Source organism: Curtobacterium sp. 9128 (assembly GCF_007673775.1).
Taxonomy (GTDB): domain Bacteria; phylum Actinomycetota; class Actinomycetes; order Actinomycetales; family Microbacteriaceae; genus Curtobacterium.
In genome coordinates this window covers 259006-282808 of the sequence record NZ_VEAF01000003.1, presented here as the reverse complement: position 1 = coordinate 282808, position 23803 = coordinate 259006, and the positions used below count along the sequence as shown (strand labels likewise).

23 protein-coding genes are annotated in these 23803 nt (G+C 69.7%); 21 read left to right on the top strand and 2 right to left on the bottom strand.

Translation table 11 applies throughout. The features are described 5' to 3' along the window. Positions 1-5 precede the first annotated feature (5 nt). The 4 genes from FS641_RS18020 (at position 6) to FS641_RS07565 (ending at position 5876) form a co-directional block, all read left to right on the top strand. Entirely contained in the window at positions 6-1163 is a 1158-nt protein-coding gene (locus FS641_RS18020) for a hypothetical protein (protein ID WP_186317636.1), read from the top strand. A gap of 35 nt (positions 1164-1198) precedes the next feature. Continuing rightward, positions 1199-3892 carry an FtsK/SpoIIIE domain-containing protein gene (locus FS641_RS07575; protein ID WP_186317635.1) on the top strand — a complete coding sequence of 898 codons (2694 nt, stop codon included), beginning with the start codon at positions 1199-1201 and terminating at the stop codon, positions 3890-3892. Then, positions 3885-4634 (top strand): hypothetical protein, encoded by a 750-nt coding sequence (locus FS641_RS07570; protein WP_144762269.1) that lies wholly within the window; start codon positions 3885-3887, stop codon positions 4632-4634. Before FS641_RS07575 ends, FS641_RS07570 begins: the two co-directional genes overlap by 8 nt. Before the next feature lie 252 nt (positions 4635-4886). Further along, positions 4887-5876, top strand: a complete 990-nt coding sequence (locus FS641_RS07565) for a helix-turn-helix transcriptional regulator (RefSeq protein WP_144762266.1) — start codon at positions 4887-4889, stop codon at positions 5874-5876. Positions 5877-5892: 16 nt separating this feature from the next. On the opposite strand, the gene FS641_RS07560 is transcribed toward FS641_RS07565, so the two are convergent. Continuing rightward, positions 5893-6885 (bottom strand): LacI family DNA-binding transcriptional regulator, encoded by a 993-nt coding sequence (locus FS641_RS07560; protein ID WP_144762263.1) that lies wholly within the window; start codon positions 6883-6885, stop codon positions 5893-5895. Positions 6886-7208: 323 nt separating this feature from the next. Here FS641_RS07560 and FS641_RS07555 point away from each other — a divergent pair, with 323 nt between their 5' ends. The 17 genes from FS641_RS07555 to FS641_RS07475 all read left to right on the top strand — a co-directional run bounded on the left by FS641_RS07555 (position 7209) and on the right by FS641_RS07475 (position 22489). After that, a complete protein-coding gene (locus FS641_RS07555) occupies positions 7209-7823 on the top strand; it encodes a MazG nucleotide pyrophosphohydrolase domain-containing protein (protein ID WP_186317634.1) in 615 nt (204 codons plus the stop codon). Next, positions 7820-8410, top strand: coding sequence for an ATP phosphoribosyltransferase (gene hisG / locus FS641_RS07550; protein ID WP_144762256.1), 591 nt, complete (start codon positions 7820-7822; stop codon positions 8408-8410). The genes FS641_RS07555 and hisG overlap by 4 nt, the downstream gene beginning before the upstream one ends. After that, the gene (locus FS641_RS07545) at positions 8407-9108 is read left to right on the top strand and encodes a hypothetical protein (RefSeq protein WP_144762253.1); all 702 of its coding nucleotides are present in this window, start codon (positions 8407-8409) and stop codon (positions 9106-9108) included. The genes hisG and FS641_RS07545 overlap by 4 nt, the downstream gene beginning before the upstream one ends. Next, entirely contained in the window at positions 9105-10067 is a 963-nt protein-coding gene (locus FS641_RS07540; protein ID WP_186317633.1) for an aldo/keto reductase, read from the top strand. Before FS641_RS07545 ends, FS641_RS07540 begins: the two co-directional genes overlap by 4 nt. Continuing rightward, the gene (locus FS641_RS07535) at positions 10064-11272 is read left to right on the top strand and encodes a condensation domain-containing protein (protein ID WP_144762247.1); all 1209 of its coding nucleotides are present in this window, start codon (positions 10064-10066) and stop codon (positions 11270-11272) included. Before FS641_RS07540 ends, FS641_RS07535 begins: the two co-directional genes overlap by 4 nt. Then, a complete protein-coding gene (locus tag FS641_RS07530; protein ID WP_144762244.1) occupies positions 11269-12501 on the top strand; it encodes an MFS transporter in 1233 nt (410 codons plus the stop codon). The genes FS641_RS07535 and FS641_RS07530 overlap by 4 nt, the downstream gene beginning before the upstream one ends. Next, positions 12491-12742 carry an acyl carrier protein gene (locus FS641_RS07525; protein WP_186317632.1) on the top strand — a complete coding sequence of 84 codons (252 nt, stop codon included), beginning with the start codon at positions 12491-12493 and terminating at the stop codon, positions 12740-12742. Before FS641_RS07530 ends, FS641_RS07525 begins: the two co-directional genes overlap by 11 nt. Beyond that, positions 12739-14241, top strand: coding sequence for an amino acid adenylation domain-containing protein (locus FS641_RS07520; RefSeq protein WP_144762238.1), 1503 nt, complete (start codon positions 12739-12741; stop codon positions 14239-14241). Before FS641_RS07525 ends, FS641_RS07520 begins: the two co-directional genes overlap by 4 nt. Further along, complete coding sequence (locus FS641_RS07515) at positions 14234-15346, top strand: AIR synthase-related protein (RefSeq protein WP_144762235.1); 1113 nt, start codon at positions 14234-14236, stop codon at positions 15344-15346. Before FS641_RS07520 ends, FS641_RS07515 begins: the two co-directional genes overlap by 8 nt. Further along, positions 15343-16287, top strand: a complete 945-nt coding sequence (locus FS641_RS07510) for a PfkB family carbohydrate kinase (RefSeq protein WP_144762232.1) — start codon at positions 15343-15345, stop codon at positions 16285-16287. The genes FS641_RS07515 and FS641_RS07510 overlap by 4 nt, the downstream gene beginning before the upstream one ends. A 150-nt stretch (positions 16288-16437) precedes the next feature. Further along, positions 16438-17469 carry an ABC transporter substrate-binding protein gene (locus FS641_RS07505; RefSeq protein WP_222122062.1) on the top strand — a complete coding sequence of 344 codons (1032 nt, stop codon included), beginning with the start codon at positions 16438-16440 and terminating at the stop codon, positions 17467-17469. Further along, positions 17466-18224, top strand: coding sequence for a glutamine amidotransferase (locus FS641_RS07500; protein ID WP_144762229.1), 759 nt, complete (start codon positions 17466-17468; stop codon positions 18222-18224). The genes FS641_RS07505 and FS641_RS07500 overlap by 4 nt, the downstream gene beginning before the upstream one ends. After that, the gene (locus FS641_RS07495; protein ID WP_144762226.1) at positions 18221-18889 is read left to right on the top strand and encodes a M24 family metallopeptidase; all 669 of its coding nucleotides are present in this window, start codon (positions 18221-18223) and stop codon (positions 18887-18889) included. Before FS641_RS07500 ends, FS641_RS07495 begins: the two co-directional genes overlap by 4 nt. Then, positions 18886-19656, top strand: a complete 771-nt coding sequence (locus FS641_RS07490; protein WP_144762223.1) for an ABC transporter ATP-binding protein — start codon at positions 18886-18888, stop codon at positions 19654-19656. The genes FS641_RS07495 and FS641_RS07490 overlap by 4 nt, the downstream gene beginning before the upstream one ends. Next, the gene (locus tag FS641_RS07485) at positions 19656-20513 is read left to right on the top strand and encodes an ABC transporter permease (RefSeq protein ID WP_144762220.1); all 858 of its coding nucleotides are present in this window, start codon (positions 19656-19658) and stop codon (positions 20511-20513) included. Before FS641_RS07490 ends, FS641_RS07485 begins: the two co-directional genes overlap by 1 nt. 21 nt (positions 20514-20534) lie before the next feature. After that, entirely contained in the window at positions 20535-21392 is an 858-nt protein-coding gene (locus FS641_RS07480; RefSeq protein WP_144762217.1) for a nitrilase family protein, read from the top strand. Continuing rightward, a complete protein-coding gene (locus FS641_RS07475) occupies positions 21389-22489 on the top strand; it encodes a M20 family metallopeptidase (RefSeq protein ID WP_144762214.1) in 1101 nt (366 codons plus the stop codon). The genes FS641_RS07480 and FS641_RS07475 overlap by 4 nt, the downstream gene beginning before the upstream one ends. Before the next feature lie 359 nt (positions 22490-22848). Here the strand turns inward: FS641_RS07475 and FS641_RS07470 are convergent, their stop codons facing one another. Next, positions 22849-23793 carry a LysR family transcriptional regulator gene (locus FS641_RS07470; protein ID WP_144762211.1) on the bottom strand — a complete coding sequence of 315 codons (945 nt, stop codon included), beginning with the start codon at positions 23791-23793 and terminating at the stop codon, positions 22849-22851. Positions 23794-23803 lie beyond the last annotated feature (10 nt).

Sequence of the window (23803 nt, the reverse complement as noted above, 5' to 3'; positions counted from 1 at the left end):
GGGCCATGACGCTCGCGACACAGCTCGCGGCAGCCGCGTCCATCGCGAACACGATGCGGCTGACGACCGCACAGCACCTCGACCGCGCAGGACGAGCACTCCCGAAGGTGGCCGACAGGGTCGACCAACTCGCGGAGCCGTACACGGGGTTCGGCTCCGCCGCGAAGGACACCGTCGAGGCATCGCCGGAGGACGGCCCGCTGGTTGGAGTCCGCCACGCACTCAGCCTCGACCCTGTGAAGAACATCGCCGAGGCGGCGATCGCGGCTCCGGAGACCCTGAGCAGCGCCGTACGCCTCGTCGGAGCGACAAGTCACTACCTCGCCAACGTGCTCTCGCATCACAGTGGTACGGCCGCCGCGAAGGCCGAGCGCAACCGTGCATTGAGCGAGGTTGCGAAGCATGCATCAGTCATCGTCGGGAACACTCCGAAGTTCGCGAAGTTCGCCACGCTGTCGAATCCGACCGCCGTCATCGCCATCAGCATGAGCGCGCCGATGGTGGCCTACGCCCTGTCACGGTTCTCCGCATACCTGGAGAAGCGGCAGGGAGGACTCGACGCCGCCTCGGCGGCGACGAACACGCTGACGGCACCACCGCCATCGGCGACCGGAGGCTCCGGTCTCCCGCAACAGACCTCGGGAACGTCTCCAGGAGCTCCCACGCCCGGGCCGTCGGCGCCGATCAGTGGTCTGGGCGCCGGAGCGAGCGTGGCCAGCGTGGTTGCAGCCGCGACGGCCTCGGCTCCGGACAGTGGCGGCTCTGCGGGGACGGCCGCGGCGTCGGGGACGGGCACGCCGACAGTGGCGGGCGGACCGAGCACCAGCTCGGCTCCGGGTACGGCGGCCGGGGGCGCCGCTGGACTCGCATCAGGAACGCCCCCCACAACTGGAGGAACCACCATGGCTGTCCACGCCGATCCCGAAGCGCTCCGCACCTACGCGGACGCACTCGACACCTTCGCAGAAGAGATCGAGGCCGCGAAGTCGACGCTCGAGAGCGCACGCACAGCCGCGCAGGAGTCATGGGACGACTCGTTCTTCGACACGACGGACGGCGAAGTGGCGCAGATGCTCCAATCGATCGATCCCGCCGAGACCGCGAGCTCCCTCGCGGAGCAAGTCCGTACGAAGGCCTCGATGCTCGACGACTACTCCTCGTGATGCGCGCGTCGTACCCCACGGACCACAACAGTGCGGTGCGCTGGTTCGATGAACGATCCGCCGAGGTGCTCTGGCTCGCCGGGCGACTGGACGAGATCGAACGCGCGTCGCTCGCCGCTACCGCTCGACGTACGGCAGCCCAGACCGATGCGGCGCTCGCGTCTGCTCGCGCGACGGCGGCGAGCCGGACGGGCGATGCCGAGATCGCACTGGCGGGCATCGTCCAAGCCCTCGGAGAACGACTCACGTCGACCTGGACACATCCGATCTGGTCCGATGGTCTCCACGCTGAACCCCCGGGATCACGTCCGGGAGCGCTGGTCCGGATCGGTACCGTCACCGGCACCTCGGCAGCGGCTCTGCTGGACCACCCTGCGCAGCAGCACATCCACCTGGCCGTTCGCGTCGGCGCCGAGGCTGACGCTGCGGGACTCCTCGACTCGCTCCTGCTGCGGGCACTCCTCACCACGTCCGACCCCGTGCTCCACAGCGTCGACACGCATGGCAACGGGCGTCTGGTCGCCGCGTTCTCGCCGGGTCGGAGCGCCGTCGTCCCGAAGACCACCGTGACCGAGAACGCCACGGCCAACCAGCTCGACGAGCTGTCGATGATCGTCGCCGAGATCACCACCACGAAGTTGCGGGGCGCGTACGCGGACATCGATGACTACAACCGAGCGGCTCTCGCGAAGTCGTTGCTCCCCGAAGCGCATCGGTTCGTCGTCGTCATCAACCCGGGAGGGCTGGAGAAGCGGGCGTCATCGCAGCTCGCCAGACTGATCCGCACGGGCCACGCGGCTGGACTGCACGTGATCACGGTCTCGTTGGACGGAACGCCGTTCCGCCCGGACGGGGGTGTCCAGGTGACGGTCGGGGCAGACGGCGCGGTGATCCACCGCGACGGTGTCGGCATACCCGTTCGCCTCGACGATCGACCGGTCACCTCCTTCATCCACCGCGCTCTCGACGCCGTCGTCGGGGACTACAAGGAACGACTCTCGCAGCGGCGGATCGATCTCGACCTCCTCCACGCCTCGGGCAACCGCTGGGCCAGTCGACCCGCCGCAGCGGCGACGACGCCGATCGGCATGGCAGGAGAGGAGCGCGTCGACCTCGGTTTCCACATCGAGGGCGGAGACGTCCACGCGCTCGTCGTCGGGCAGACCGGTTCCGGTAAGTCGAGCCTGCTCCACGCACTCATCCTCGGTCTCGCCGAGCGCTTTTCGCCAGACGACGTGCAGTTCTTCCTCGTCGACGGGAAGGGCGGCGTCGAGATGGGCATGTACGCGCACGATCCGCGGACGGGGCGCTCAGGGCTCCCGCATGCTCGAGTCGTCGCCGTCGAGTCCGATGTCGAGATGTACGTCTCCGTCCTGCAGTACCTCGACGCCGAGATGCGACGCCGCGCGCTGCTCCTCAAGCAGCACGGCTTGGCCAACCTCGTCGGCCTCGACCCGATCATGCGACTTCCGAGATACGTCGCCGTCCTCGACGAGTTCCACGTCCTCCTCACCGACGACCGCTACCGCGAGACCGCCGCTCGCTACCTGACCGACATCGCCAAGCAGGGCCGATCGGTCGGTATCCACCTCGTGCTGGCGACGCAGTCGACCGCGGGACTCGGCGCGCGCGGTGAGAACAAGGCCCTTTTCGACAACCTCGGGCTCCGTGTTGCCTTCCGATCTGACGAAGCAACGAGCGAACAGATGCTCGGCGGAGACCACCGAGCAGCTCGGTTGACCGGCGCAGGCCAGGCGTACGTCAAACGCAGTCTCGGCGACGACAGCGGCGAGCCGCAGCTCGTCCAGGTCGCGTTCGAACCACGCGAGGACCGCTCCTCCCGCGTGGCCCAACTCGCGGATGAGGCACGGGGCCGCGGGCTGATCGGTGTTCCCGTCGTTGAACGCTTCGTGTTCGGTGACGCTGCGGGAGACCCTGTCACGACATGCGATCCACTCCTCGCAGCGCTCGAAGCGCGACCGCTGCAACGCCGGACCTGGGTCGGCGCTCCGACCACGATCGATGTGCCGTCCGGTCCATTGCTCCGGCGCCGCATGGGCGGAAACGCCGTCCTTCTCGGCGGGGACGCGCGACTGGCCGGCCGAACGGTCGTCCCGATGGTCATCGGCGCGACCTCCGGGAGGCGACCTGTGCAGATCGACGTCGTTGCATCTGAGGAGATCGACGGCATCGCAGAGGCGACCGAGGTGCTCCGACGGTACGCAGCAGCCACCGACATCCCGCTCAGGATCTGGGGCGATGAGGTGTCCCTCCTCGTCGCCGAACTCGATTCGGCCATCGCCGAGGGTGAGCTCGAGCGCGATCGTCTCCTCGTGGTGCTCGACGTTCATCAGTTCGACCCGACGGGGGTCCTCGAGAACGTGCTCCACGCAGGTCCGGCGCGCGGAGTCCACTCGATCATCTGGGTTCGAGCCTTCTCCGACCTGGTGACCCGAGCCCTCTCCAAGCCGGTCAACGGCGTCGCGAAGGTGCTGCCGCTGTTCGCGACCCAGATCGAGGTCGACGTCAGCGTCACCGATCGCCAGACCCTCTCCCTCCCCCGTCACACGAAGCCGGACGGAGATCGCATCGTGACCTGGACTGCGGACGACGCGAACACGACTCGGACAGTCGTGCCGTACACGCTGCCCACCGACTCGGAACTCGAGGTACTCGCCGAGGCGAGACGTCCCGGTGAGCCGTTCCTGACGGGAGCCGCAGATGCCTGATCTCGACGCGACCGACCTCCGGAGTGCTGCTGCCGCAGCATCTGCGACCCTCGTCGTCGTGCCGATGGAGTTGCGGAAGCACGAAGCACGGCTGCGTCAGGAGGCCGACGAGCGGCTCGCTTCGGCCGAAGCAGCGTCAACGCGGCGGCGACGGTCCGGGGCAGACCACGCCCGCGTCGTCACGCAGGCCCGCACGGCCGTCACGGCCACTGGTGCTCGACTCACCGTGCAGCCGCAGCCACCGGCAGACCTCCCGGAACACCACGACGGAAGCATGGTCGATGCTGCGTTGCAGCGACGTGCCGACGAAGTGCGAGCGGTGTTCGAGGCGCTGCCTGCGCTCCGCGCGCGAAGCCGATCGCAGCGCCGTGACGCCATCGCACTGCCCATCGTCGGAGCCCTCCTGCTCTTCGGCATCCTCAGCGTGCTCGGATCGGCCAGTGGTTGGGGTGGGTTCTTCGACGTGCTCACGCAAGGTGCAGTCACGGGATTGTTCGCGACGATCCCGGTTGCCGTCGTCGGTGGGCGCTTCTTCCACGAACTCGCCGGAGGCCGGACGCGCTCGCAGCAGAACGATCGTCCCAAGCGCGGGGTGTGGTTCGCCTTCCGACTCGTCTTCGGGCTCGTGTGCTTGGTCGGGGGACTCACACACCTCGACAGCTTCGGAATGTGGATCATCGTGCTGGCAGCAGCACCGCTCATCGGGACGTCCGCGTTCCGGGTGAGCCGAGTGTTCCGATGACGTACTGAAGCCGAAGGATCGTACGGACAGCAGTCGCAGGTCGAACGAGCCAGCGCCGGCAACCGGTCGCTGCTCACCGCCGTCCTCCCCGTACCGCCACCCCATCACTGTCGGATCCGCGTTCTGCGGAGGTTCCGGCCTCGGACGACGTCGGTCGCGGTACCCTCCGCAGAGGGGGAGGCCGCTGGGCCGGGTCGTCGAGGACGGCGAGGCGCAGCGCGCAGAGACCGACGTCGAGTTCTCGGAGGGCACGTGAGCACGGACCGAGCGGGCCACGCCGCGGAGTCGGACCACCGCGCTGCCCCGACGCCGCTGGTCTCCGTCGCCGGCGTCGAGACGGACGGCGCGATCACGGACCTCGCCGGGATGTACGCCGGGCGCCGCTGGTACTCCCGGCACCTGGCCGACGACTACTGGTACCGGTACGTCGCGATCGGCGACGCGGACCTCAGCGTGCGCCGCTCGCAGATGCACGGCTACCTGCGCGGGGACGTCGCCGTCGAGGGCGAGGTCGTCGTGCAGTGGATCGACTCCGGGACCGCCCGCATCGAGGTCGGCCAGAACGAGAAGCACCTGCAGCTCGGCGTCCCGACGCTCTTCCCGGTCGAGCAGCGCTTCGAGATGGAGTACCAGGACTGGGACCAGCGGCTGGTGCACATCAGCCGCACGCTCCTCCTCGACGTCGCGGCCGAGCGCTACCTGGTCACCGGCGCGGTCACGTTCGACCGCGAGGTGAGCCCACCCCCGGCGGCCATCACCGCCTGGCGGGAGGCGGTCGCCGCTGCGGTCGCGGCGTTCCGCGGCGCCGGACCGACGTCGCTGGCGTGGCACGAGGCCAAGCGGGACGTCGCTCGGCGCCTGCTCGACCTCTACCGCTTCCGTGCGGAACCGATCACGGACGCCTTCGCCGCCGCCGGCAACGTCCGCCTCCGCGCGGCGGTGGACTTCGTGCACGCGCACGCCGCCGAGAACCTGACGGTCCAGGAGATCGCGGCGGCGTGCGGGTTGAGCGTGCGCGGGGTGCAGGAGGCGTTCCACCGGGTGCTCGACACCACGCCGATGAACTACCTCCGCGAGGTGCGCATGCAGGCCGCCCGCGACGCGCTCCGAGCCGGACGCGTCGGCGAGACGTCGGTGGGCGAGGTCGCGCGCGGCTGGGGCTTCGTGCACCTGGGCCGGTTCGCGGTGCAGTACCGCGAGCGGTTCGGCGAGAGCCCTCGGGAGACGCTGGCCGCGGAGTAGGACCGGCCGGCGCCCCTCAGGCGCTCTGCCGTTGCACGAGCTCGGTCTGCAACGTCACGCGGACGCCCGGGCGGCTCACACCCGTCGTGCGCTCGACGATCAGCCGAACCGCCTCGTCGACGAGGCCCTGCACGGGTTGCCGGACCGTCGTCAGCGCAGGTCGGAGGACTGCGGCGAGTTCGACGTCGTCGAACCCCGTCACGGACACCTCGTCCGGCACCCGGACGGACCTGGCCTCGCACGCTCGCAGTGCTCCGAGCGCGATCATGTCGTTGCCACAGACGATCGCGTCAGGTGGGTGATCTCCATCGAGCAGATCGATGGCAGCGGTCTCCCCCCACTGCGCGTTGAACGCACCGAGTCGCATCGGCGCGCCGGGCACGAGGGCTCGGAACGCCCGACTGCGCGCCGCTCCCGAGGAGTTCTCGTCGCCGGACCCGATGTAGGCCAGGCGCCGTCGACCACTGCCACGCAGGTGCTCCACGATGGCCCGGATCCCGCCGTCGTCGTCGACCCCGACGAAGTCCCCCTCCCAATCGGCGGTCACCTGGTCGATCTGCACGACCGGCACACGTCGCGAGGCTTCCTGGAGGATCGGGCCGCTCTTGACGGCATCACATGCGCTGATCAGGAGCGCGTCGACCTGCCGTCCGAGCAGGGTTCGCACCTTCTCCGACTCGAGGTCCGGGTCGTCGTTCGACGTGCACAGCAACATCTCGAACCCGGCGTCGTGCAGTTGCTGTTCGACGCGTTGGATGATCGCTGGGAAGAAGGGGTTGTCGACCCTGGGCACGACCATGCCGACCGTCGCCGTCGACTGGAGCCGCAGCGCACGGCCGAGCTGGTTCGGACGGTACCCGAGTTTCTGGACGGCGTCGGTCACCGCCTGGACGGACTCTTCGCGAACTGCGCGAGCACCGGTGAGGACGCGGGAGACCGTCGCCGTCGACACTCCGGCTTCTCGTGCCACGTCCTTGATGCTCGCTCGTGACAGCTCGGTGCTCGCCATGGCGTCGTGCCTCCTGGATCGGTGCAGCCCTCGGGCTGAACGAGGATGCACCGGGTCCAGCGGTCTTGACAAGCCGATCGCTACCCGTTCATCCTAGTGAGGGCAAACGTTTACCATCGGAGTTTCCGCGATGGAGGCGGCGCAGCACCTGACCGGATGAGGCACCACCGACCGAAAGAGTCACCACAGTGGCAATGCTCTCGGCACCATCGTCGAAACCGACTCCCGCCATCGCAGCCGATCGGTGGGTCTGGGCTGCAACGGCTTCCACCACGGGCGGGCTCCGCTACACGCGAGTGTCCCTGGTGGAGCAAGCAGGCTCCGTGCGGGCGACCGCCGAGGACCTGCTCCGCTCCGGTGGTCCACTCGTGCTGACCCTGCGGCGGGCCGGAGAGCCGCGGTTCCTCCCGCAGAAGGAAGCGGCCGCTCTCCTGCTGGCGATGTCGCGTCGCGAGGACGAGGGCCTCGATCTGCTCGCAGATGTCCAGGCGCGTCAGGACGCGATCTCCGTGTACTCAGACCTGGCGTGGGACCGTGACGTCGTCGTCGCTGCGCAGGACGACGAGGCTCGCGCATGCGAGATGCTCGACCACGACGGGGCCGGGGACGACCAACCGACGTCGGTTGCTCTCCATCTCCGGGGTGCATCAGCATCGAGGACGCAGGCCGCGATCGACGCCGTGTACGGGCGTCTGGAGCTCGACAGGGCGTTGACCTGGACCATGGAGGAGCTCGGCGAGTACGCCCAGGCGGCGCGACGGGGAGAGTCTCCGCAGCGACTCGCGGAGGAGCTGGGGCAGCTCGCTGCGTGGGTGTACTGCCTGGGCAACATCACGGGGGTCGACGTGGAGAGCGCGCTCCAGGCCGCTGTCCGTGCCGAGGTCCGTCGGCAACGCACCGCGTACGGTGAGCTCCGTCCCTACGGTGCCGTCCGGTGACCGGGCTCCGGATCGGCCTGCCGAAGGGCAGGCTCCGAGAACGTTCCACCCACCTGGCCGCAGCCATCGCGACTGCAGGCATCGACGCGGTCGTCTACTCGCTCCGGCTGCAGGACATCCCGGGTCTGGTCGCCACGGGTCACCTCGACGCGGGTGTCACCGGCGAGGAGTGGATCGCGGAGTCCGGTGCTGTCGTCGACGAGTTGTTGGACCTGCACTGGTACTCGATCAGGCTCAGTCTGATCGCTCGGGATCCCGACTTCGATCTCGACGCACCGGTCTCCGGCGTGACCGTGGCGTCCGAGTACCCCAACCTCGCTCGCCGCTACATCGCGCAGCACACGCGCAACGCGGTCCGGGTCATCCCGACGCACGGATCGACGGAGACGTACGTCCCGAGTCTCGCCTCCGCGGCGATCGACTGCGTGGAGACCGGCGACACGCTCCGTGCGCGTGGGCTCGTGGCCGTCGACGACCTGATGCGCTGCAGCGTGGTCCTCATCGCCCGACCTGGCCTCACCCTTCCCGAGGAGCTCCTCGAAGCGGCGGGACGGACCATCGGCAACTACCGTCTGGAGAACGCATGACCTTCCGTGTCCCGCTCCGAGAGGTCCGTCCGGACCTCCGGATACTCACGCTCGACGAAGTCGACGGTGTCGACCTCCTCCTGCCCGATCGGGACGGCTCGGCAGCCGCCCTCCGTCTCCGGTCCTTCTCCGACCCGGACGCCCGGCTCGAGACGGACCAGTCGGGCGACGACCTGGTCGCCGAACTCGAAGCGCGGTGGGCCGCGCCACCCGCGGAGGACTCGCCCCTGTACGCGGTCGCGCAACTCGTCATCGCACTCGACGCGTTCGACTCAGCGTGCCGGGATTCGGGTGTCTTCGTCGGCAACGTCTACCTCGCCTCGGAGGCCGCGGTGGATGCGGTACTCGGCGTGGCCGAGCTCACGCGGCGCGCGGACGACCTGGCCGAGCTCCTCACCGCTCTCCAGTTCGCCGAGCTCATGTACCGGTTCCCTGTGGCGTACAAGTTCCGAGGCACGCACTCGGTCGAGCGTCAGTGTCGCCTGAACGGCTGGGGCAGGCTCCTGGCCGAGCGTCTCGCGACACTCGAGTGGAGCAGGCAGATCAGCCGGGACGCGCGAGACGCCGTCCGTTCGCACGTCGCGAGCCACGCGGACGCCTACGCACGACACCTCAGCGCGTGCCTCACCGCGCGCGACGACGGGGAGGGCCACGAATGGGAACGCGCGCTCGAACTCCCGGTTCCGGTGCTCACGTGAGCCGGGCGGACACCATCGAGCAGCGGCCCCTCGGTCGCTCCGGCGTGCAACTGACCACCCTGGGGTTCGGCGCGTGGGAGATCGGGGGCGGGACGACGTGGGGCAAGGTCGACGCCGACGCGGCTGCCAGCGCCCTCGCCCGCGCCGTCGACCTCGGCGTCAACTGGGTGGACACCGCGCACGTGTACGGCGGTGGAGGCGGTTCCGAAGCGATCGTCGGCCAGGTCCTGGCGGACCACCCGGATGTCCAGGTCTCGACGAAGCTCGCTCCCGAGCCGGACGACGCCTACACAGCTGCCGGCATGCGTCGCGAGCTCCAGGCCGGCCTCCAACGCCTCGGTCGTGACCACGTCGATGTCTACCTGCTGCACTGGCCATCGGACGTCGTTCCCCTCGCGGAGACGTGGGGAGCGATGAACGACCTGAAGGCCGAGGGACTGGTCCGCGCGATCGGGCTGTCGAACTACGGCTCCGCGGACGTCACGCTCTGCCGGTCGGTCGCACCGGTCGACGTCCTCCAGATGCCGATGAGCCTGCTGGACCTGGACACGTACGACGACCAGGTCGACAGCGCGACCCAGTACGGGACCGGCATCGTCACGTACGGCACCCTCGCATACGGACTCCTCGCCGAGCGACAGCGCCGCCACTACGACGATTGGCGTGGCGGCGCGGTGGCGCGGGACGACTTCTTCGTCGACGAGAACTACCTCCGTTTCTTCGCGCCGGAGGCTCGCACGGGGATCGACCAGCGGCTCGAGGCGCTGTCGACTGCAGCGACGGAGGGAGACGTGCAACTCGTCGATGCGGCGCTGCAGTGGGTCGTCGCGCAGCGCGGCGTGACCGGAGCGCTGGTCGGCACCACGAACGCCGACCACGTCGCGCGGAACGTCGCCGCCGTCACCGAGCCGTTGCGCGCCCACACCGCGGCGGCGTTGTCCGCCGCTGCGCGAGCATGACCACCGCCGCCGTGCTGTCGCAACAGCAGCAGGCGATGACGGACTTCACCGCGACCGTGGGCCGTGGGCTCCGCATGTACTGGGAGCACCTCACGTTCCCCCTCCCGACCGAGGACGAAGTCTCCCGCGCCGAGCACGCGATCACCTCTCTGGTCGGCTCGCACAGCGCACTGCGGTACACGAGCGGTGAGGACGGTGTGGAGCGTGACGCTCCCCCGGCGCCGATCGTGACCGTGACGACGGTCGACGAGGCGCGGGAACGTCTCGGGTCGCTGCAGGCGGACTCGACGGGACCCCTGCTGCGGAGCTTCGTGTTGGCGCCCGGCGTCGTCGACGCCGGAGCGGTGCTCTGGGTCGCCGTGCACCACCTCGTCACGGACGGCGTCAGTCAGAGCGTCATCACGGACCACGTCCGAGCGGTGCTGGCCGGACGGAAGCCGACGGGGAGTTCAGACTACGAACAGTTCGCCGTCGCCCAGCAGGAGTGGTGGCCGACGGCCCGGAGCGAGTACGCCTCGCACTTCGGACGCATCAAGGAGGCAGAGTGGTCCACCGGGATCGTCGGCCGCACCCCCGGCGTGCACGACGCACGTCCGTCGGCGTCCTGGTACCAGCGGGAGCTCGACGTCTCGCCTGCCGAGCTCCGGCAGGCAGGTGGGGCCCTCCGAGCGACCGCGACTGCGATCTCGATGGCGGCCTGGGCCGGGTCCGCGCTGGCGCACGTCCGACGGCCCGTGATCGCGACACACACCGCCGGCCGCCCGCGCGAGGCTCGGACCTCGGTCGGCTACTTCGCCAACGCGCTCCTGCTCGCACCGGTGATCCCACCGGGGGCGTCCGCCTCGGAACGGGTCCACACGATCCGCGACGAGATCCTCGCCGGAGCCGACCACCAGCGAGCGCACGTCGACACCGTCGCGCGTGAGGTGCTCGGACGGGACGCCCCGTACACGATGCTCTTCACCGTCGTCGACGAGCGCCGCGCCCGGTCGGCGACACCGCGCGGAGCCGCGTCCGAGATCGTGCCGCCCGACGACGCGACCCGTCGGGACCTGTGCGTCTACGTGTCGTTGGGCGACGTGGTGAGCGTCGACGTGCTGTACCGGACCGCGGCCTACGACCGCGATGCGGTGCGTTCTGCCGTCAGGTCCTTCAACGACGGGCTGTCAGCGCTCCTCGCAGAAGCCCGCAGGGAGAACGCATGAGACGTCCTCGGGCAGAGGGACCGCTGCGGACCCTGATCGTCATCTCCTTCGTCGACGCCGTCGGGACGGGTGCGTTCCTGACCGGCTCCGTCGTCTACGCATCGGACGTCCTCGGCCAGAGCACCGGAGCCATCGGCGTGACCGCCTCCGCAGCGGTCGTGGCCGGCATCCTCGTCACCGTCCCTGCAGGTCGCTACGCGGATCGTCGCAGCCCCCGACAGCTGCTGTTGCTCTGCGGTGTCGCCAGGGTCATCGTCTTCGCCGTCCTGCCCGCCGCGGACTCGCTCGGCGCGTACTTCGTGATCGTGGTCATCGCTGCGAGCTGTGAAGCTGCCGCGCGGCCTGCACAGCTCCGGCTGCTGTTCCTCCTCACGCCGGCACCACAGCGTGTGGTCGCCAGGGCGTCCCTCCGCAACAGCTTCAACATCGGTGCGGCCGTCGGTGCGCTGGTCGCGTCGGTCCCGCTCGCCATCGACACCACCCCCGCACTGCAGACCCTGGTCGTCGTGAACGCGGTGTCGTTCCTCGGGGTGTCCGTCGCGACGCTGACGCTCCCGGGCGGGCGGGCGGGGCGGCTGTCGACCACCGACCCGTCGCCGCAACGGACCCGGCCGGCCGGTCAGATGCGCTTCGCGCTGTTCGCGCTCGCTTCGGGGGTGGTCGTCGGTGTCGGTGCCGGCACACTCGAGACCGGCCTGCCGCTGCAGATCACGCGGAACACCGCGGCACCGGTCTGGACCATCAGCGGGGTCTTCGTGCTGAACGCCGTGCTCTCCATCGCACTCCAGCGCCGCGCCGCCTCCCGGGTCGACACGCTCCGACGGGGGGCAACCGCGAACGCACTCGCCGCCGGCGCACTGGCAGCAGCGCTGTCGCTGCTCCCGCTCGCGACGCACGGTGGCCCTGCCGGCGCCACCGTGTGCATCGGACTGATCACGCTCCTCGCGACGAGCGCCGAAGTCCTGGCCGCCGCCGGAGCCTGGGCCATGTCCTACGACATCGCCAGAGACACTTCGCAGGCTCAGGACGTCGCGCTGTTCGGCCTCGCCGCACAGATCGTGGCTGCGGTGATGCCCGCGACGGCCGCACTCGGCGTGACACACGGTGCGCCTGTCTGGTTCGTGGTGGCCGCAACGGTCGCCGCAGCCGGCGCCGTCGCCGCGACCGCCGCGTTCCGGGTTCCCGACGCCCCACAGAAGACAGAACGGAGCACCTCCATTGACCACTGACCCGCACACGGCGGAAGCCTCCCGACTCGCCGCGATCTGGAGTGACGTCCTCGACACTCCGGTCAGCGTCGACAGTGACTACTTCGAGCTCGGCGGGGACTCACTCGCCGCCGAGGAGATCGCGGAACGAGCGCACAGCGACCTCGGGATCGAACCCGAGATGGCTGACTTCTACGCCCTGTCCACCCCGCGGGAGATGGCCGAGGCCCTCGGCCGTCTCCGAGACGAGCCGACGACGTGAGCACGCTCCCCTCGGTCGCACTGCCGCAGATCATCCGGGAACAGGCCCGCGCACGTCCCACGAGTCCGGCGCTCCGGACCCGCGATTCCACCTGGACGTACGAAGCGCTGTCCGAAGTGGTCGGGGCACGATCCGCAGCGCTCCGCGCCCTCGAGCTGCAGCCGGGCGCGGGCGTCGCGGTCATGGCGGAGCGGTCGGCGACGACCGTGATCAGCATCCTCGCCGTCGTCGACGCCGGCCTCGCCTGGATCCCGGTGAACCCCGACATGCCCGCTGCGCGCCGTGACTTCGTGCTCGCTGACAGCGGGGCCGGGGCGCTCATCGAGCCGGGGAGCGAGTTCGCACTTCGCCGGCTCACCGACGTGGAGGGGCCGCTCGCCGAGACGGCCGCCTACGTCATCTACACCTCCGGTACGACCGGCGAGCCCAAAGGAGTCGAGATCTCGCGGGGGAGCCTCGAATCGCTCCTCGAGTGGTCGACGTCCGAGTTCGCGTACCGGCCCGACGACGTGTTCTCCATGGTGCACTCGCCGGCGTTCGACTACTCGATCTGGGAGATGTGGAATGCGTTCGCCTCAGGCGCCTGCCTCGTGGTCGCCGACGACCACGTCGTGCACGACCCGCACAGGCTCCTCGACTTCCTCCGTACGCAACAGGTCAGCGTGCTGCACCTCGTACCGTCCGTGCTGCGCCGTCTCGTCGACGCCGAGCGAGGAACCGGCTCGGGGCTGCCTGACTGCCGTCTCCTCGTGACGGGCGGAGAGGCGTTCGACCTGGAGGCGACCCGCACCTGGTGCCGGCGTGTTCCCGGCGAGCCGCCGCAGGTCGTCAACATGTACGGGCCGACCGAGTGCACGATCGTCGCCACGTTCGAACGCATCGACGTCCTGGCCACCACGGAGGCACGTTGGACGAGCATCGGCAACATCCTGCCCGATACCACGGCACGGATCACCGACCCCTCAGGAGCGGATGTGCACCAGGGCGAGTCCGGGGAGCTCTGGATCAGCAGTGCGAGGATCGCCACCGGGTACGTCGGTCGTCCGGCGCTCACGGCCGAGCGGTTCGTGCTCGACGGGAACGGCGCCCGTTCCTACCGGACCGGGGACGTCGTCCGCCGACGCGAGGACGGCTGTCTCGAGTTCGTCGGTCGCGACGACGACCAGGTCAAGATCGCCGGGCACCGTGTCGAGATCGGCGAGGTCGAACAGGCCGTCCGGTCGCTCGACGGCATCGCTGACTGCGCCGTCGGCGTCTTCACGGACGCGCGCTCCGCGCAGCGCCTCGGCGCCGTCGTCGTCCTCGACGACGCGGTCGACATGACGGGCCGCGAGATCCGCGCACGGCTGGTAGACCGCATCGCTCTGCCCGTCGTCCCCGTCCGCATCGTCCTGGTGCCGACACTGCCCCTCTCGGCGAGCAGCAAGGTCGATCGACGCGCGATCAGCCGGCTGCTAGCGTCGGACAACCCAACCCTCGAGGAGAAGACCCGTGGCTGATCTGTACCGGGACGCTGGAGTCGACTACGACGTCCTCGACGTCGTCAAACAAATGGCGGTGACGACTGCCGCTGCTTCCGCAGGTTCGCTCGAGGGCTCCGGGATGTCCGAACTCGCGGGCGCTCGAGGCACGACTGCCTACGTCCTCGAGACAGGGGACGAGCAGCTCGGGATCGTCATGGAGGGCCTCGGCACCAAGGCGCTGCTCGCGCAGGAGTACCTCGACGCCACCGGTGAGGACCACTTCGCCGCGATCGCGATCGACGCCGTCGCCGCCATCGTGAACGACCTGGTCTCCGTCGGCGCACTCCCGGTCACCGTGCTGGCGTACTTCGCCACGGGCGACGCGAACTGGTACGCCGACGTCGATCGTTCACGTTCACTGCTGGAGGGATGGGCCGAGGGATGCCGGCTCGCCGGAGCGAGCTGGGGCGGCGGGGAGTCCCCCGCGCTGCCCGGCGTCGTCGTGCCCGGGGCGCTCGAACTCGCCGGGTGCGCGCTCGGCAAGGTACCGAAGGGACGACGTGCCGTCCTCGGCGACCGGATCGCAGCCGGTGACGAGATCGTCTTCGTCGCGAGCAGCGGACTCCACGCCAACGGCGCTTCGCTCGCGCGCCACATCGTCGATTCGACGGAACTGTCCTGGAGTCAACGACTGTCCGACGGGAAGACACTCGGCGAGGCGTTGCTGACACCGACGCACATCTACGCGCCGTTCGTGCGCGCGCTGCACGAGCGGGACGCCTGGCCCAAGTACCTGAACCCGATCACCGGGCACGGCCTCGTGAAGGTCATGCGCAGCGCCGCGGAGGTGCGGTACGTCATCGAGGACCTCCCCGCGGTGCCCGAAGCCCTGCGCATCCTGACGGACGCAGCCGGCATGGACGAGCGTGACGCCTACTCGACCCTGAACATGGGCGTCGGCATGGTCGTGATCGTCGAGCCCGGCGGCGGTCGCGCGATCGTCGAAGCGGCCGAGTCGGTCGGCCTCCCCGCGCTCGTCGCCGGGCATGTCGAGGACGGGCGCCGATCCGTCGACGTCCGGCCCCTGGGCGTCGTGTACGAGGGCGCTGAGTCACACCTCCCCCAGTCGGGCGCGCGCTGACGCCGACGGCGGGGAGGCGGCTGCTCGTCGTCGGCAGCGCCGCGGTGGACGTCGTCGCCTTCGTCCCGGCGCTGCCGGAGCAGGGCGGAGACGTCCTCGCGGAAGCGTCCGAGACGTCGGCGGCCGGTGCGTTCAACGTGCTGGCGGCGGCAGCGCGTCACGGCATGCGCGCCGGCCTGGTCGGTCGGCACGGAACGGGACCGAACGGTGACAGGATCCGGGGCGCGTTCCACGCGGAACACATCGAGCTCCTCCTGCCCCCCACCGAGGACGGCGACACCGGGTTCTGCATCGGTCTCGTGGACGCGTCCGGGGAACGTACCTACGTCACCGTCCCCGGGGTCGACGGCTCCCTCACCGACGACGACCTGGACGGCGTCGTCACGGACGAGGGCGACGTCGTGTACCTGTCGGGGTACGAGCTCGCCTTCGCCCACGGGCGAACCGCCGCACGGTGGTTCACGGCACTCCCCGACGGTGTGACGACGGTGTTCGATCCGGGCCCCCTCGTGGCCTCACTCCGACCACACCTCCTCGAACCCGTCCTCCGACGGGCGACGTGGCTCTCGCTGAACGAACGCGAGTCGCATCTCATGACCGGTCTGGGACCCGCGGCGGCGGCGCAGGTGCTCCTGCGCGACCACCCCTCCCTCGCCGGGATCATCGTCAGGACCGGTCCGGACGGCTGCTGGCTGGTCACCGAGACGGACGGTGTCGGTCGACACGTGCCGGTACCCGGCGGTCCTCGGAGAGCCGTCGACACGACCGGGGCGGGTGACTGCCACGTGGGGACGTTCATCGCCAGCCTCGCTGAGGGCTTCAGCGCGGTCGAGTCCGTTCAGCGCGCGAACCTCGCAGCGGCGCTCTCGGTGACACGACGCGGACCGGCCACGGCGCCGCCGCGCGTCCAGCTGGACCTGGGCCTCCACTCCAGCGCCTGACGCCGGTGACACCGCGACGGCGTGTTTCGCCGGTGTTTCCAGCGGGAGAAGATCCCCGAAGGCTCTCGCGTTCGTCTTGGTAATCGTTTACCGTGAAGACACGTCCACCGCCGGTGCACGCCGTTGTTCCACCAACCCGATGGAGAACACATGTCCGTCATCCCGAGCCTCCGGCATCGAGCCATCACCGCTCTGGCCATCGCGGCCGCCAGTGCACTCGCACTCGCGGGCTGCACAGCGACTTCGAGTGCATCCGCCCCGTCGGGGACGACGACGGTGAAGATGATCCAGGAGTGGCCGACCGGAGACAGCTTCTGGATCCCGTGGATCGTCGCGAAGCAGCAGGGGTACTACAAGGCCGAGGGCATCGACCTCGACATCATGGCTCCGCCGAACACCTCCGCGACGATGCAGTACCTCGGCACCGGGCGCGCGGACCTCGCGTTCGCGACCTCCGTCGACGTGGTGACCAGTGCCTCCAAGGGTGTCCCTGTCACGTCGATCGCGCGGTACGGCAGCGGCAACAACTGGGGCCTCATGTCCTCCACGCCCGAGCCCGTCGATCCCGCGTCGTTGAAGGGGAAGAAGATCGGCACCTACACCGATTCCTGGTCGGAAGCGCAACTGCAGATCATGCTCGCGCACGCTGGCCTGAAGCTCGACGACGTCACCCTCGTCACCGCGACCGACGACACCGTCCCGCTCCTGGTGCAGGGCAAGGTGGCGGCGATCACCGGAGTGACGAACGCGGAGGGCAGCGAGCTGACCTCGCTGGGCAAGAAGTACAGTGTGGCGCTCGCCAAGGACAACGGCGCGCCGGACGCCCCGGTGTTCTCGCTCGCCGCCAACAAGGACTGGCTCGCGAAGAACCCGAAGCTCGCCAAGGGCTTCATAACGGCCACCATCAAGGGCATGAACTGGGCCCGGTCACACCCGAAGCAGGCCGTCGCCATGTTCCTCAAGGCGTACCCGGACGCAGAGACGAAGGCATTCTCGACACTGCAGTGGGCTGACACCGCTCCCCTGCTCGGCGAGACCGGGAAGCAGATCACCGCGTCCGACCTCGAGCAGTCCGAGGCGCAGTGGAAGGAGATCGCCGCGGCGGCCAAGGAGTACGGCGTCATCAAGACCACCGGATCCGCGTCGTCCTACTTCACGAACAGCGCGGTGACGAACCGATGAGTCGCGTCCTCCTCGCCGGCGAGTCCTGGACCACGACGTCGGTCCACACGAAGGGATTCGACTCGTTCACGACCTCGGTCTACGAAGAAGGGGCCGAACACTTCATCGCGGTGCTCGAGCATGCCGGCCACCAGGTCGAGTACCAGCCGAACCACATCGCGGCAGATCGCTTCCCGTACACGGCGACGGAACTGGACCACTACGACGTGGTCGTCCTCAGCGACATCGGCGCCAACACGCTCCTGCTCCCGAGCAGCGTGTTCCTGCACGGCATCCGCCGGCCGAACCGCCTGCAGGTGCTCGCCGACTGGGTCGATGCCGGCGGTGCGCTGCTCATGGTCGGCGGGTACCTCAGCTTCCAGGGCATCGAAGCGAAGGCGAACTACCGCGGGAGCCCGCTCGCGGCAGCCCTCCCCGTCGAACTCGAGATCGGCGACGACCGCGTCGAGGCTCCGCACGGCGCCATCGGTTCGCTGACGTCGGAAGCGCCCTTCCCCGTCGCCGAGGGACCGTGGCCCCCGTTGCTCGGCTACCACCGGTTCTCTGCGAAGGCCGATGCCACGGTCGTCGCTGAGATCGAAGGCCACCCGCTCGCTGTCCTCGGCCGTGTGGGTCGCGGCAGGAGCGCCGCGCTCGGGACCGACATGGGCCCGCACTGGGTCCCGACCGAGTTCCTGGAGTGGCCGGGGTACAGCGACCTCATGCGGGGCCTCGTCGAGTGGCTCGCCGTCGCGCCGGGGCGTGAGGCTTCGTGAACCGGGCCGTCGGAGCAGGGCCGCCTGACGGTCTCGTCCGGGCGCAACGCATCGCGATCCAGGCGGCGGAACGCATCAGCGACACGACGGAGGCCGGCCAGACCGAGATCGAGGTCCGCGACCGGGCAGACGCGCTCATGACCGAGCTCGGCAGTGTCGGTGTCTGGACCCCGACGGTCGTCGGGTTCGGAGCCGGCACGCTCAGCTGCTTCCCGACCGATGTACCGTCCGCTCGGCCGCTCTGGAACCTCGACCTCGGGATGGTCGACGTCCACCCGACCACGACCGACGGATGGTTCGGGGACTGCACCCGGTCCTTCATCCGTGGCGACAACGTGCCGCAGCAGCGCGCGCTCTCCGCGCTCGAGACGCTGCACGCGGAGCTGCTCGCCGCAGCGCAGCCCGGGATGCGCGCCTGTGACCTGTTCGCCGTGTTCGATCGCCTGCTGCCACCGACCGGGATGGTGCTGCTCGACCGACTGCAGAACATCGGGCACTCGCTGGGGCACGCGTCCTCCTACGACGAGGGCTACATCGACCGGCACAACGAGACCGTCATGACAGGAGCGTGGGCAGTGGAGCCCTTCATCGGCAATCATCTGTACGGCGTCAAGCGTGAGGACGTCATCTGGTTCGGCGACGAGCGCTGCACGGTGATCGCATGACCGCCCCGAGCAAGATCGAGCTCCGCGACATCGAACAGCGGTTCGGCGGGAACGTGGCGCTGTCCCAGACCTCGTTGACCGTCCAGGCGGGAGAGTTCGTGTCGGTCGTCGGGCCGTCGGGATGCGGCAAGAGCACCCTCTTCAACATCCTCTCCGGGATCCTCCGACCGACCGCCGGGAGCGCGAGCATCGACGGCCGCGACGTCACCGGGCGACCGGGACACGTCGGCTACATGCTCCAGAAGGACCTGCTGCTGCCCTGGCGGACAGCGCTGGAGAACATCACCCTCGGTGCAGCGCTGACCGGGAAGGTGACCAAGGAGGACCGCGACGAAGCCGCGGCCATGGCCGAGCGCTACGGCCTGGGCGACTTCCTCGACCACTTCCCGCACGCCATGAGCGGCGGGATGCGCCAGCGCGTGGCGCTGATGCGGACCCTCGCGTTCGCGAAGGACGTCATGCTCCTCGACGAACCCTTCGGTGCGCTCGACAGCCAGACACGGTTCGAGATGCAGCAGTGGCTCCTCCGCGTGTGGACGGAGCTCGGCAGCACGATCCTCTTCGTGACCCACGACGTCGAGGAAGCGGTGTTCCTCGCCGATCGTGTCGTCGTCATGTCCCCCCGACCGGGCCGGATCACGGAGGTGATCGACGTCGACCTGCCGCGACCGCGGACACTCGACGACCTCACGGACCCGCGGTTCATGGCGCTGAAACGGCGCATCCTCAGCTTGATCTACGGCGCACCGGCATTGGAGACCGCCTGATGGACACCACGATCAGCCGCCGTTGGTGGGTGGACCTGCTCATCCCGATCGCGTCGATCGTCGGGATCGTCGTCATCTGGTGGGGCGTCGTCTTGGCGTTCCGGATCCCAGAGTTCGTGTTGCCGACGCCGGCGCAGACGTTCGCGTCCCTGGCCGGCGATTGGCCGACGATCTGGTCGGACGTCCTGGTCACAGCCCAGTCGTTCGTGCTCGGCTTCGTGATCGGGACGGTCGTCGGGTTCCTGCTCGCAGTCGTGATGTCGCAGTCGCTGCTGCTCTACCGCTTCCTGTACCCCGTGCTCATCGTGACGCAGGCGATCCCGGTCGTCGCGATCGGCGCGGCGCTGGTCATCTGGCTCGGCTTCGGGCTCGCTCCGAAGCTCTTCATCGTCGGACTCATCGTGTTCTTCCCCGTCCTGGTCAACGTCCTCGACGGTCTCCGGTCGGTGGACGTCGACGCCGTCAACCTCGCCCGTGCCATGGGTGCGAGCAGATGGCGCACGTTCCGACTCGTCCGGCTCCCCGCCACGTACACGCCGTTGTTCTCCGCGTTGAAGATGTCCGCGACGTTCTCCGTCACCGGTGCCGTGCTCGGCGAGTCGACCGCCTCCACCACGGGGGGCCTCGGGGTGTACCTGTCGATCCACCAGTCGCGGTTCGACACACCTGGCGTGTTCGCTGCCGTCGTCGTCCTCGCGGCCGTCGGCCTGATCGCGTTCCTCGTCATCGCAGCCTGGGAGCTGTCCATCACCCCATGGCGCCGGACGAGCATCGCGCCGAGGCGCCGACGCTACCGCACTGCCGCCGACGAACCCGCGGCGACGGCGAACCTCACCATCGCGCAACCGAACCACTGAACCCGTACGAGAGGACAGATCATGGCCCGCATCGCCGTCCTGCAGTTCGAACCCGTCTTCGGGGACGTCGCCGGCAACATCGCTGCGACCGTCCGGCTGATCTCGGAGGCCGCCGCACAGGGCGCGGAACTGGTCGTGCTCCCGGAGCTGTGCAACTCGGGGTACATGTTCTCCTCCGAGACCGAACTCGCAGACCTCGCCGAGGTCGTCGGGGAAGGACCTGCCTCGCTCGCATGGACCGCCGCCGCCGCACGGCTGGGTGTCCACGTGGTCGCTGGCCTCACCGAGGAGGACGACGGCCGCTACTTCAACACCGCGGTCATGGTCGGCCCCGGCGGCGTGATCGCCAAGTACCGGAAGGTGCACCTCTGGGACGCGGAAGCCCGCTGGTTCACTCCCGGCGACCTGGGCTTCCCGGTGGCCGACACCCACCTGGGTCGCGTCGGCATGCTCGTCTGCTATGACGGCTGGTTCCCCGAGAGTTACCGCAGCCTCGTTCTCCAGGGGGCCGACATCGTCTGCGTCCCGACCAACTGGGTGCCGATCCCGGGCCAGGCCGAGGGGCAGCAGGCGATGGCCACCATCCTGTCGATGGCCAGCGCACACTCGAACGGCCTCGTCGTGGCAGCGGCGGACCGTACCGGGACTGAACGGGGACAGAAGTTCATCGGACAGAGCCTCATCGTCAGCCACACCGGCTGGCCGCTCGCAGGTCCCGCCGCCGAGGACGGCACCGCCGTGCTGACCGCGGACGTCGACGTGGCGGCCATCCGGGCCAGCCGTACCTGGAACGACAACAACGACCCCGTGCTGGACCGCCGGCCCGAGACGTACACGACCGGGCACGGGCACCCGTCGCACACCACCGCGGACGCATGAACCTCGACCCCGTCGAACTCGCCACACGGCTCATCGCGATCGACACGGTGCACGGCGGGGAAGGTGCGTCGTCCGCCGTGCTCCGCGGAGTGCTCGAACCCCACGGGTTCGTCGTCGACGAGCCCGTCGCCGGGAACCTGGTCGCGCGGTTCAACGGCGGAGGGCGCCTCGTCCTCAGCGGGCACATCGACACCGTGGCCTTCGACCGCGGACAGTGGGCCACCGACCCCCTCGCCGCGACGAGGGCCGGTGACCGTCTCATCGGCCGCGGCTCGAGTGACATGAAGGGCGGCATCGCGGCGCTCTGCGCTGCCGCCACCCGTCATGCGATGCGGACCCCGAACGGGAAGGGCTTCGACCTCGTCATCACCACCGGGGAGGAGACCGGCTGCACCGGCGCCCGGCAGATCGAGCGTCACCTCCCGGACGGATCGATCCTCATCGTGGCCGAGTCGACGGGCAACGACATCCGGTACGGTCACCGCGGGGTGACCTGGCTGGAGATCGCGACGATCGGCAGGGCGGCTCACGGCTCGACGCCGGAACGTGGCGTGAACGCCATCACCGCGCTCGTCGGCGCGCTCGGGGAACTCGAGCGCCTGCTCCCCCGTGAGCCGCACCCGGTACTCGGGACCACCACGAGCAACCTCGGCATGATCGCGGGGGGACAGCAGATCAACATCGTTCCCGCCACGGCATCGGCCATGGTGGACCTCCGCATCCCGCCCGGGACGGATCTCGAACCACTCATCGCCCGTCTGCGTGACCAGCCGGCGGTCGACACGGTCGACGAACTCCTCCGCCTCGGCCCGGTCTGGACCGATCCGGGATCGGCGCTGTCCGCAGCGGTCGCCTCGATCGTCACCGACACCACCGGACGAGCTGGACACCCTTCCGGCACCAGCTACTTCACCGATGCGGCGGTTCTCGCACCACGATCTGCCGGCGCGTACATCGTCGGCCCCGGCGACCCGTCGCAACCGCACACGGCGAACGAGTGGTGCTCGACGGCGCGGATCAGCGAGGCGACCGAGATCTACGAACGGTTGCTCGACAGCTGGAGCCGGGAAGGTCTGGGACCCGACGGGGGGCGGTGACACGCGGGCTGTTGGACAGGACCGCGTCGGCGATCTCGATGAACTGCTGACGCTCCCGACGAGCAGGTGCACGGTCGAGGTCGTGCCGTTCGTGCCGGTGACCCCGAGCACCGGGAACGGCAGGTCGCTCGTTCCGAAGACGCCGGCCGCCACCCGGCCGAGACGGGCACGGGGTCCGGACGCGACCAGCACGGGGACCCCGACCGGGCTCGACGGCGTCGTCCCCGACGGCGCCGCACGGGCCGGAACACGCGAGCGTCTGGGACGCCGTTCACGGTCGCTCTCCCGGTGCGTCGACGGCGCTCACGGTCAACGGTGCCCGGACGTGGGTGAGTCGACGCGCAGCATCCGCCCCGACGTCACCGCCGCGCCGCGCCGTCGACGGCCCCGGCCGGCGGATGGGGGCCCGTACGGGCGACGTCCACCAGCGTCGCCGCGTGTCCCTGCAGGTCCCCGGTCCAGATCGCACGGAGCGGACGGTGGAGCGGCGGCCCGTCGAGCGCGACCCGGACGAGCGCCCCGGAGGCCAGGTCGGCGTGGACGGTGCAGATACTCATCACCGCCGGCGCGATCCCGGCACAGGCGTTCGCACGGACGATCCCGGTCGTCTCGAGGACCGCAGCCGGTGTCGCGAGCGTCGCCCCGGTCCGTCGGAGCCACTCCTCGAGCGTCGCCCTCGTCCCGGATCCTGCCTCCCGCAGCAGCAGCGGCGTCGCAGCGAGCTCGTCGGCGCTGATGTCGGTCACCCTGCTCCATGCATGGTCCGGCGCGACGACCACGACCAGCTCGTCCTCTGCGACGACGCTCCACGACAGTCCCACGAGGTCCATCGGCGTCTCGACGAACCCGACGTGGGCGGTACCGGAACGGACGAGGTCGGTGACGGCGGCTGAGTTCCCGGCGATGAGCCGGACGGTCACGTCGGGCTCACGTTCCGGGAACCGCAGCAGCCAGCCCGGGAGCAACAGCTCGGCGATCGTCTGGGACGCGGCGACGACGAGCGTCCCGACCGGGCGCTGCAACGCCACCAGGGCCGCTTCGAGACGACGTGAGGCGTCGAGCACCGGACCTGCCAGGCTCAGCAGCAGCCGTCCCGTCTCCGTCATCGTGGAGCCGGTCGCGGAACGGGACACCAGCGGTTGCCCGAGCGCCCGCTCCGCCACGGCGAGTCGTGCTGAGACAGCCTGCTGCGTGACACCGAGCGTGTCCGCCGCGCGGGAGAGGGAGCCCGCTTCCGCGATGCGTTCGAGCACCTCGAGGGTGTCGAGGTCCAGGGTCCGGTCCGTCAGCCGCCGCGTCGCCACAAGGACTCAT

Coding starts and splice junctions, on each gene's coding strand:
- FS641_RS18020 (WP_186317636.1), top strand. CDS start 6: ATGACGCTCGCGACACAGCTCGCGGCAGCCGCGTCCATCGCGAACACG.
- FS641_RS07570 (WP_144762269.1), top strand. CDS start 3,885: ATGCCTGATCTCGACGCGACCGACCTCCGGAGTGCTGCTGCCGCAGCA.
- FS641_RS07560 (WP_144762263.1), bottom strand. CDS start 6,885: ATGGCGAGCACCGAGCTGTCACGAGCGAGCATCAAGGACGTGGCACGA.
- FS641_RS07545 (WP_144762253.1), top strand. CDS start 8,407: ATGACCTTCCGTGTCCCGCTCCGAGAGGTCCGTCCGGACCTCCGGATA.
- FS641_RS07535 (WP_144762247.1), top strand. CDS start 10,064: ATGACCACCGCCGCCGTGCTGTCGCAACAGCAGCAGGCGATGACGGAC.
- FS641_RS07530 (WP_144762244.1), top strand. CDS start 11,269: ATGAGACGTCCTCGGGCAGAGGGACCGCTGCGGACCCTGATCGTCATC.
- FS641_RS07505 (WP_222122062.1), top strand. CDS start 16,438: ATGTCCGTCATCCCGAGCCTCCGGCATCGAGCCATCACCGCTCTGGCC.
- FS641_RS07500 (WP_144762229.1), top strand. CDS start 17,466: ATGAGTCGCGTCCTCCTCGCCGGCGAGTCCTGGACCACGACGTCGGTC.
- FS641_RS07490 (WP_144762223.1), top strand. CDS start 18,886: ATGACCGCCCCGAGCAAGATCGAGCTCCGCGACATCGAACAGCGGTTC.
- FS641_RS07485 (WP_144762220.1), top strand. CDS start 19,656: ATGGACACCACGATCAGCCGCCGTTGGTGGGTGGACCTGCTCATCCCG.
- FS641_RS07480 (WP_144762217.1), top strand. CDS start 20,535: ATGGCCCGCATCGCCGTCCTGCAGTTCGAACCCGTCTTCGGGGACGTC.
- FS641_RS07475 (WP_144762214.1), top strand. CDS start 21,389: ATGAACCTCGACCCCGTCGAACTCGCCACACGGCTCATCGCGATCGAC.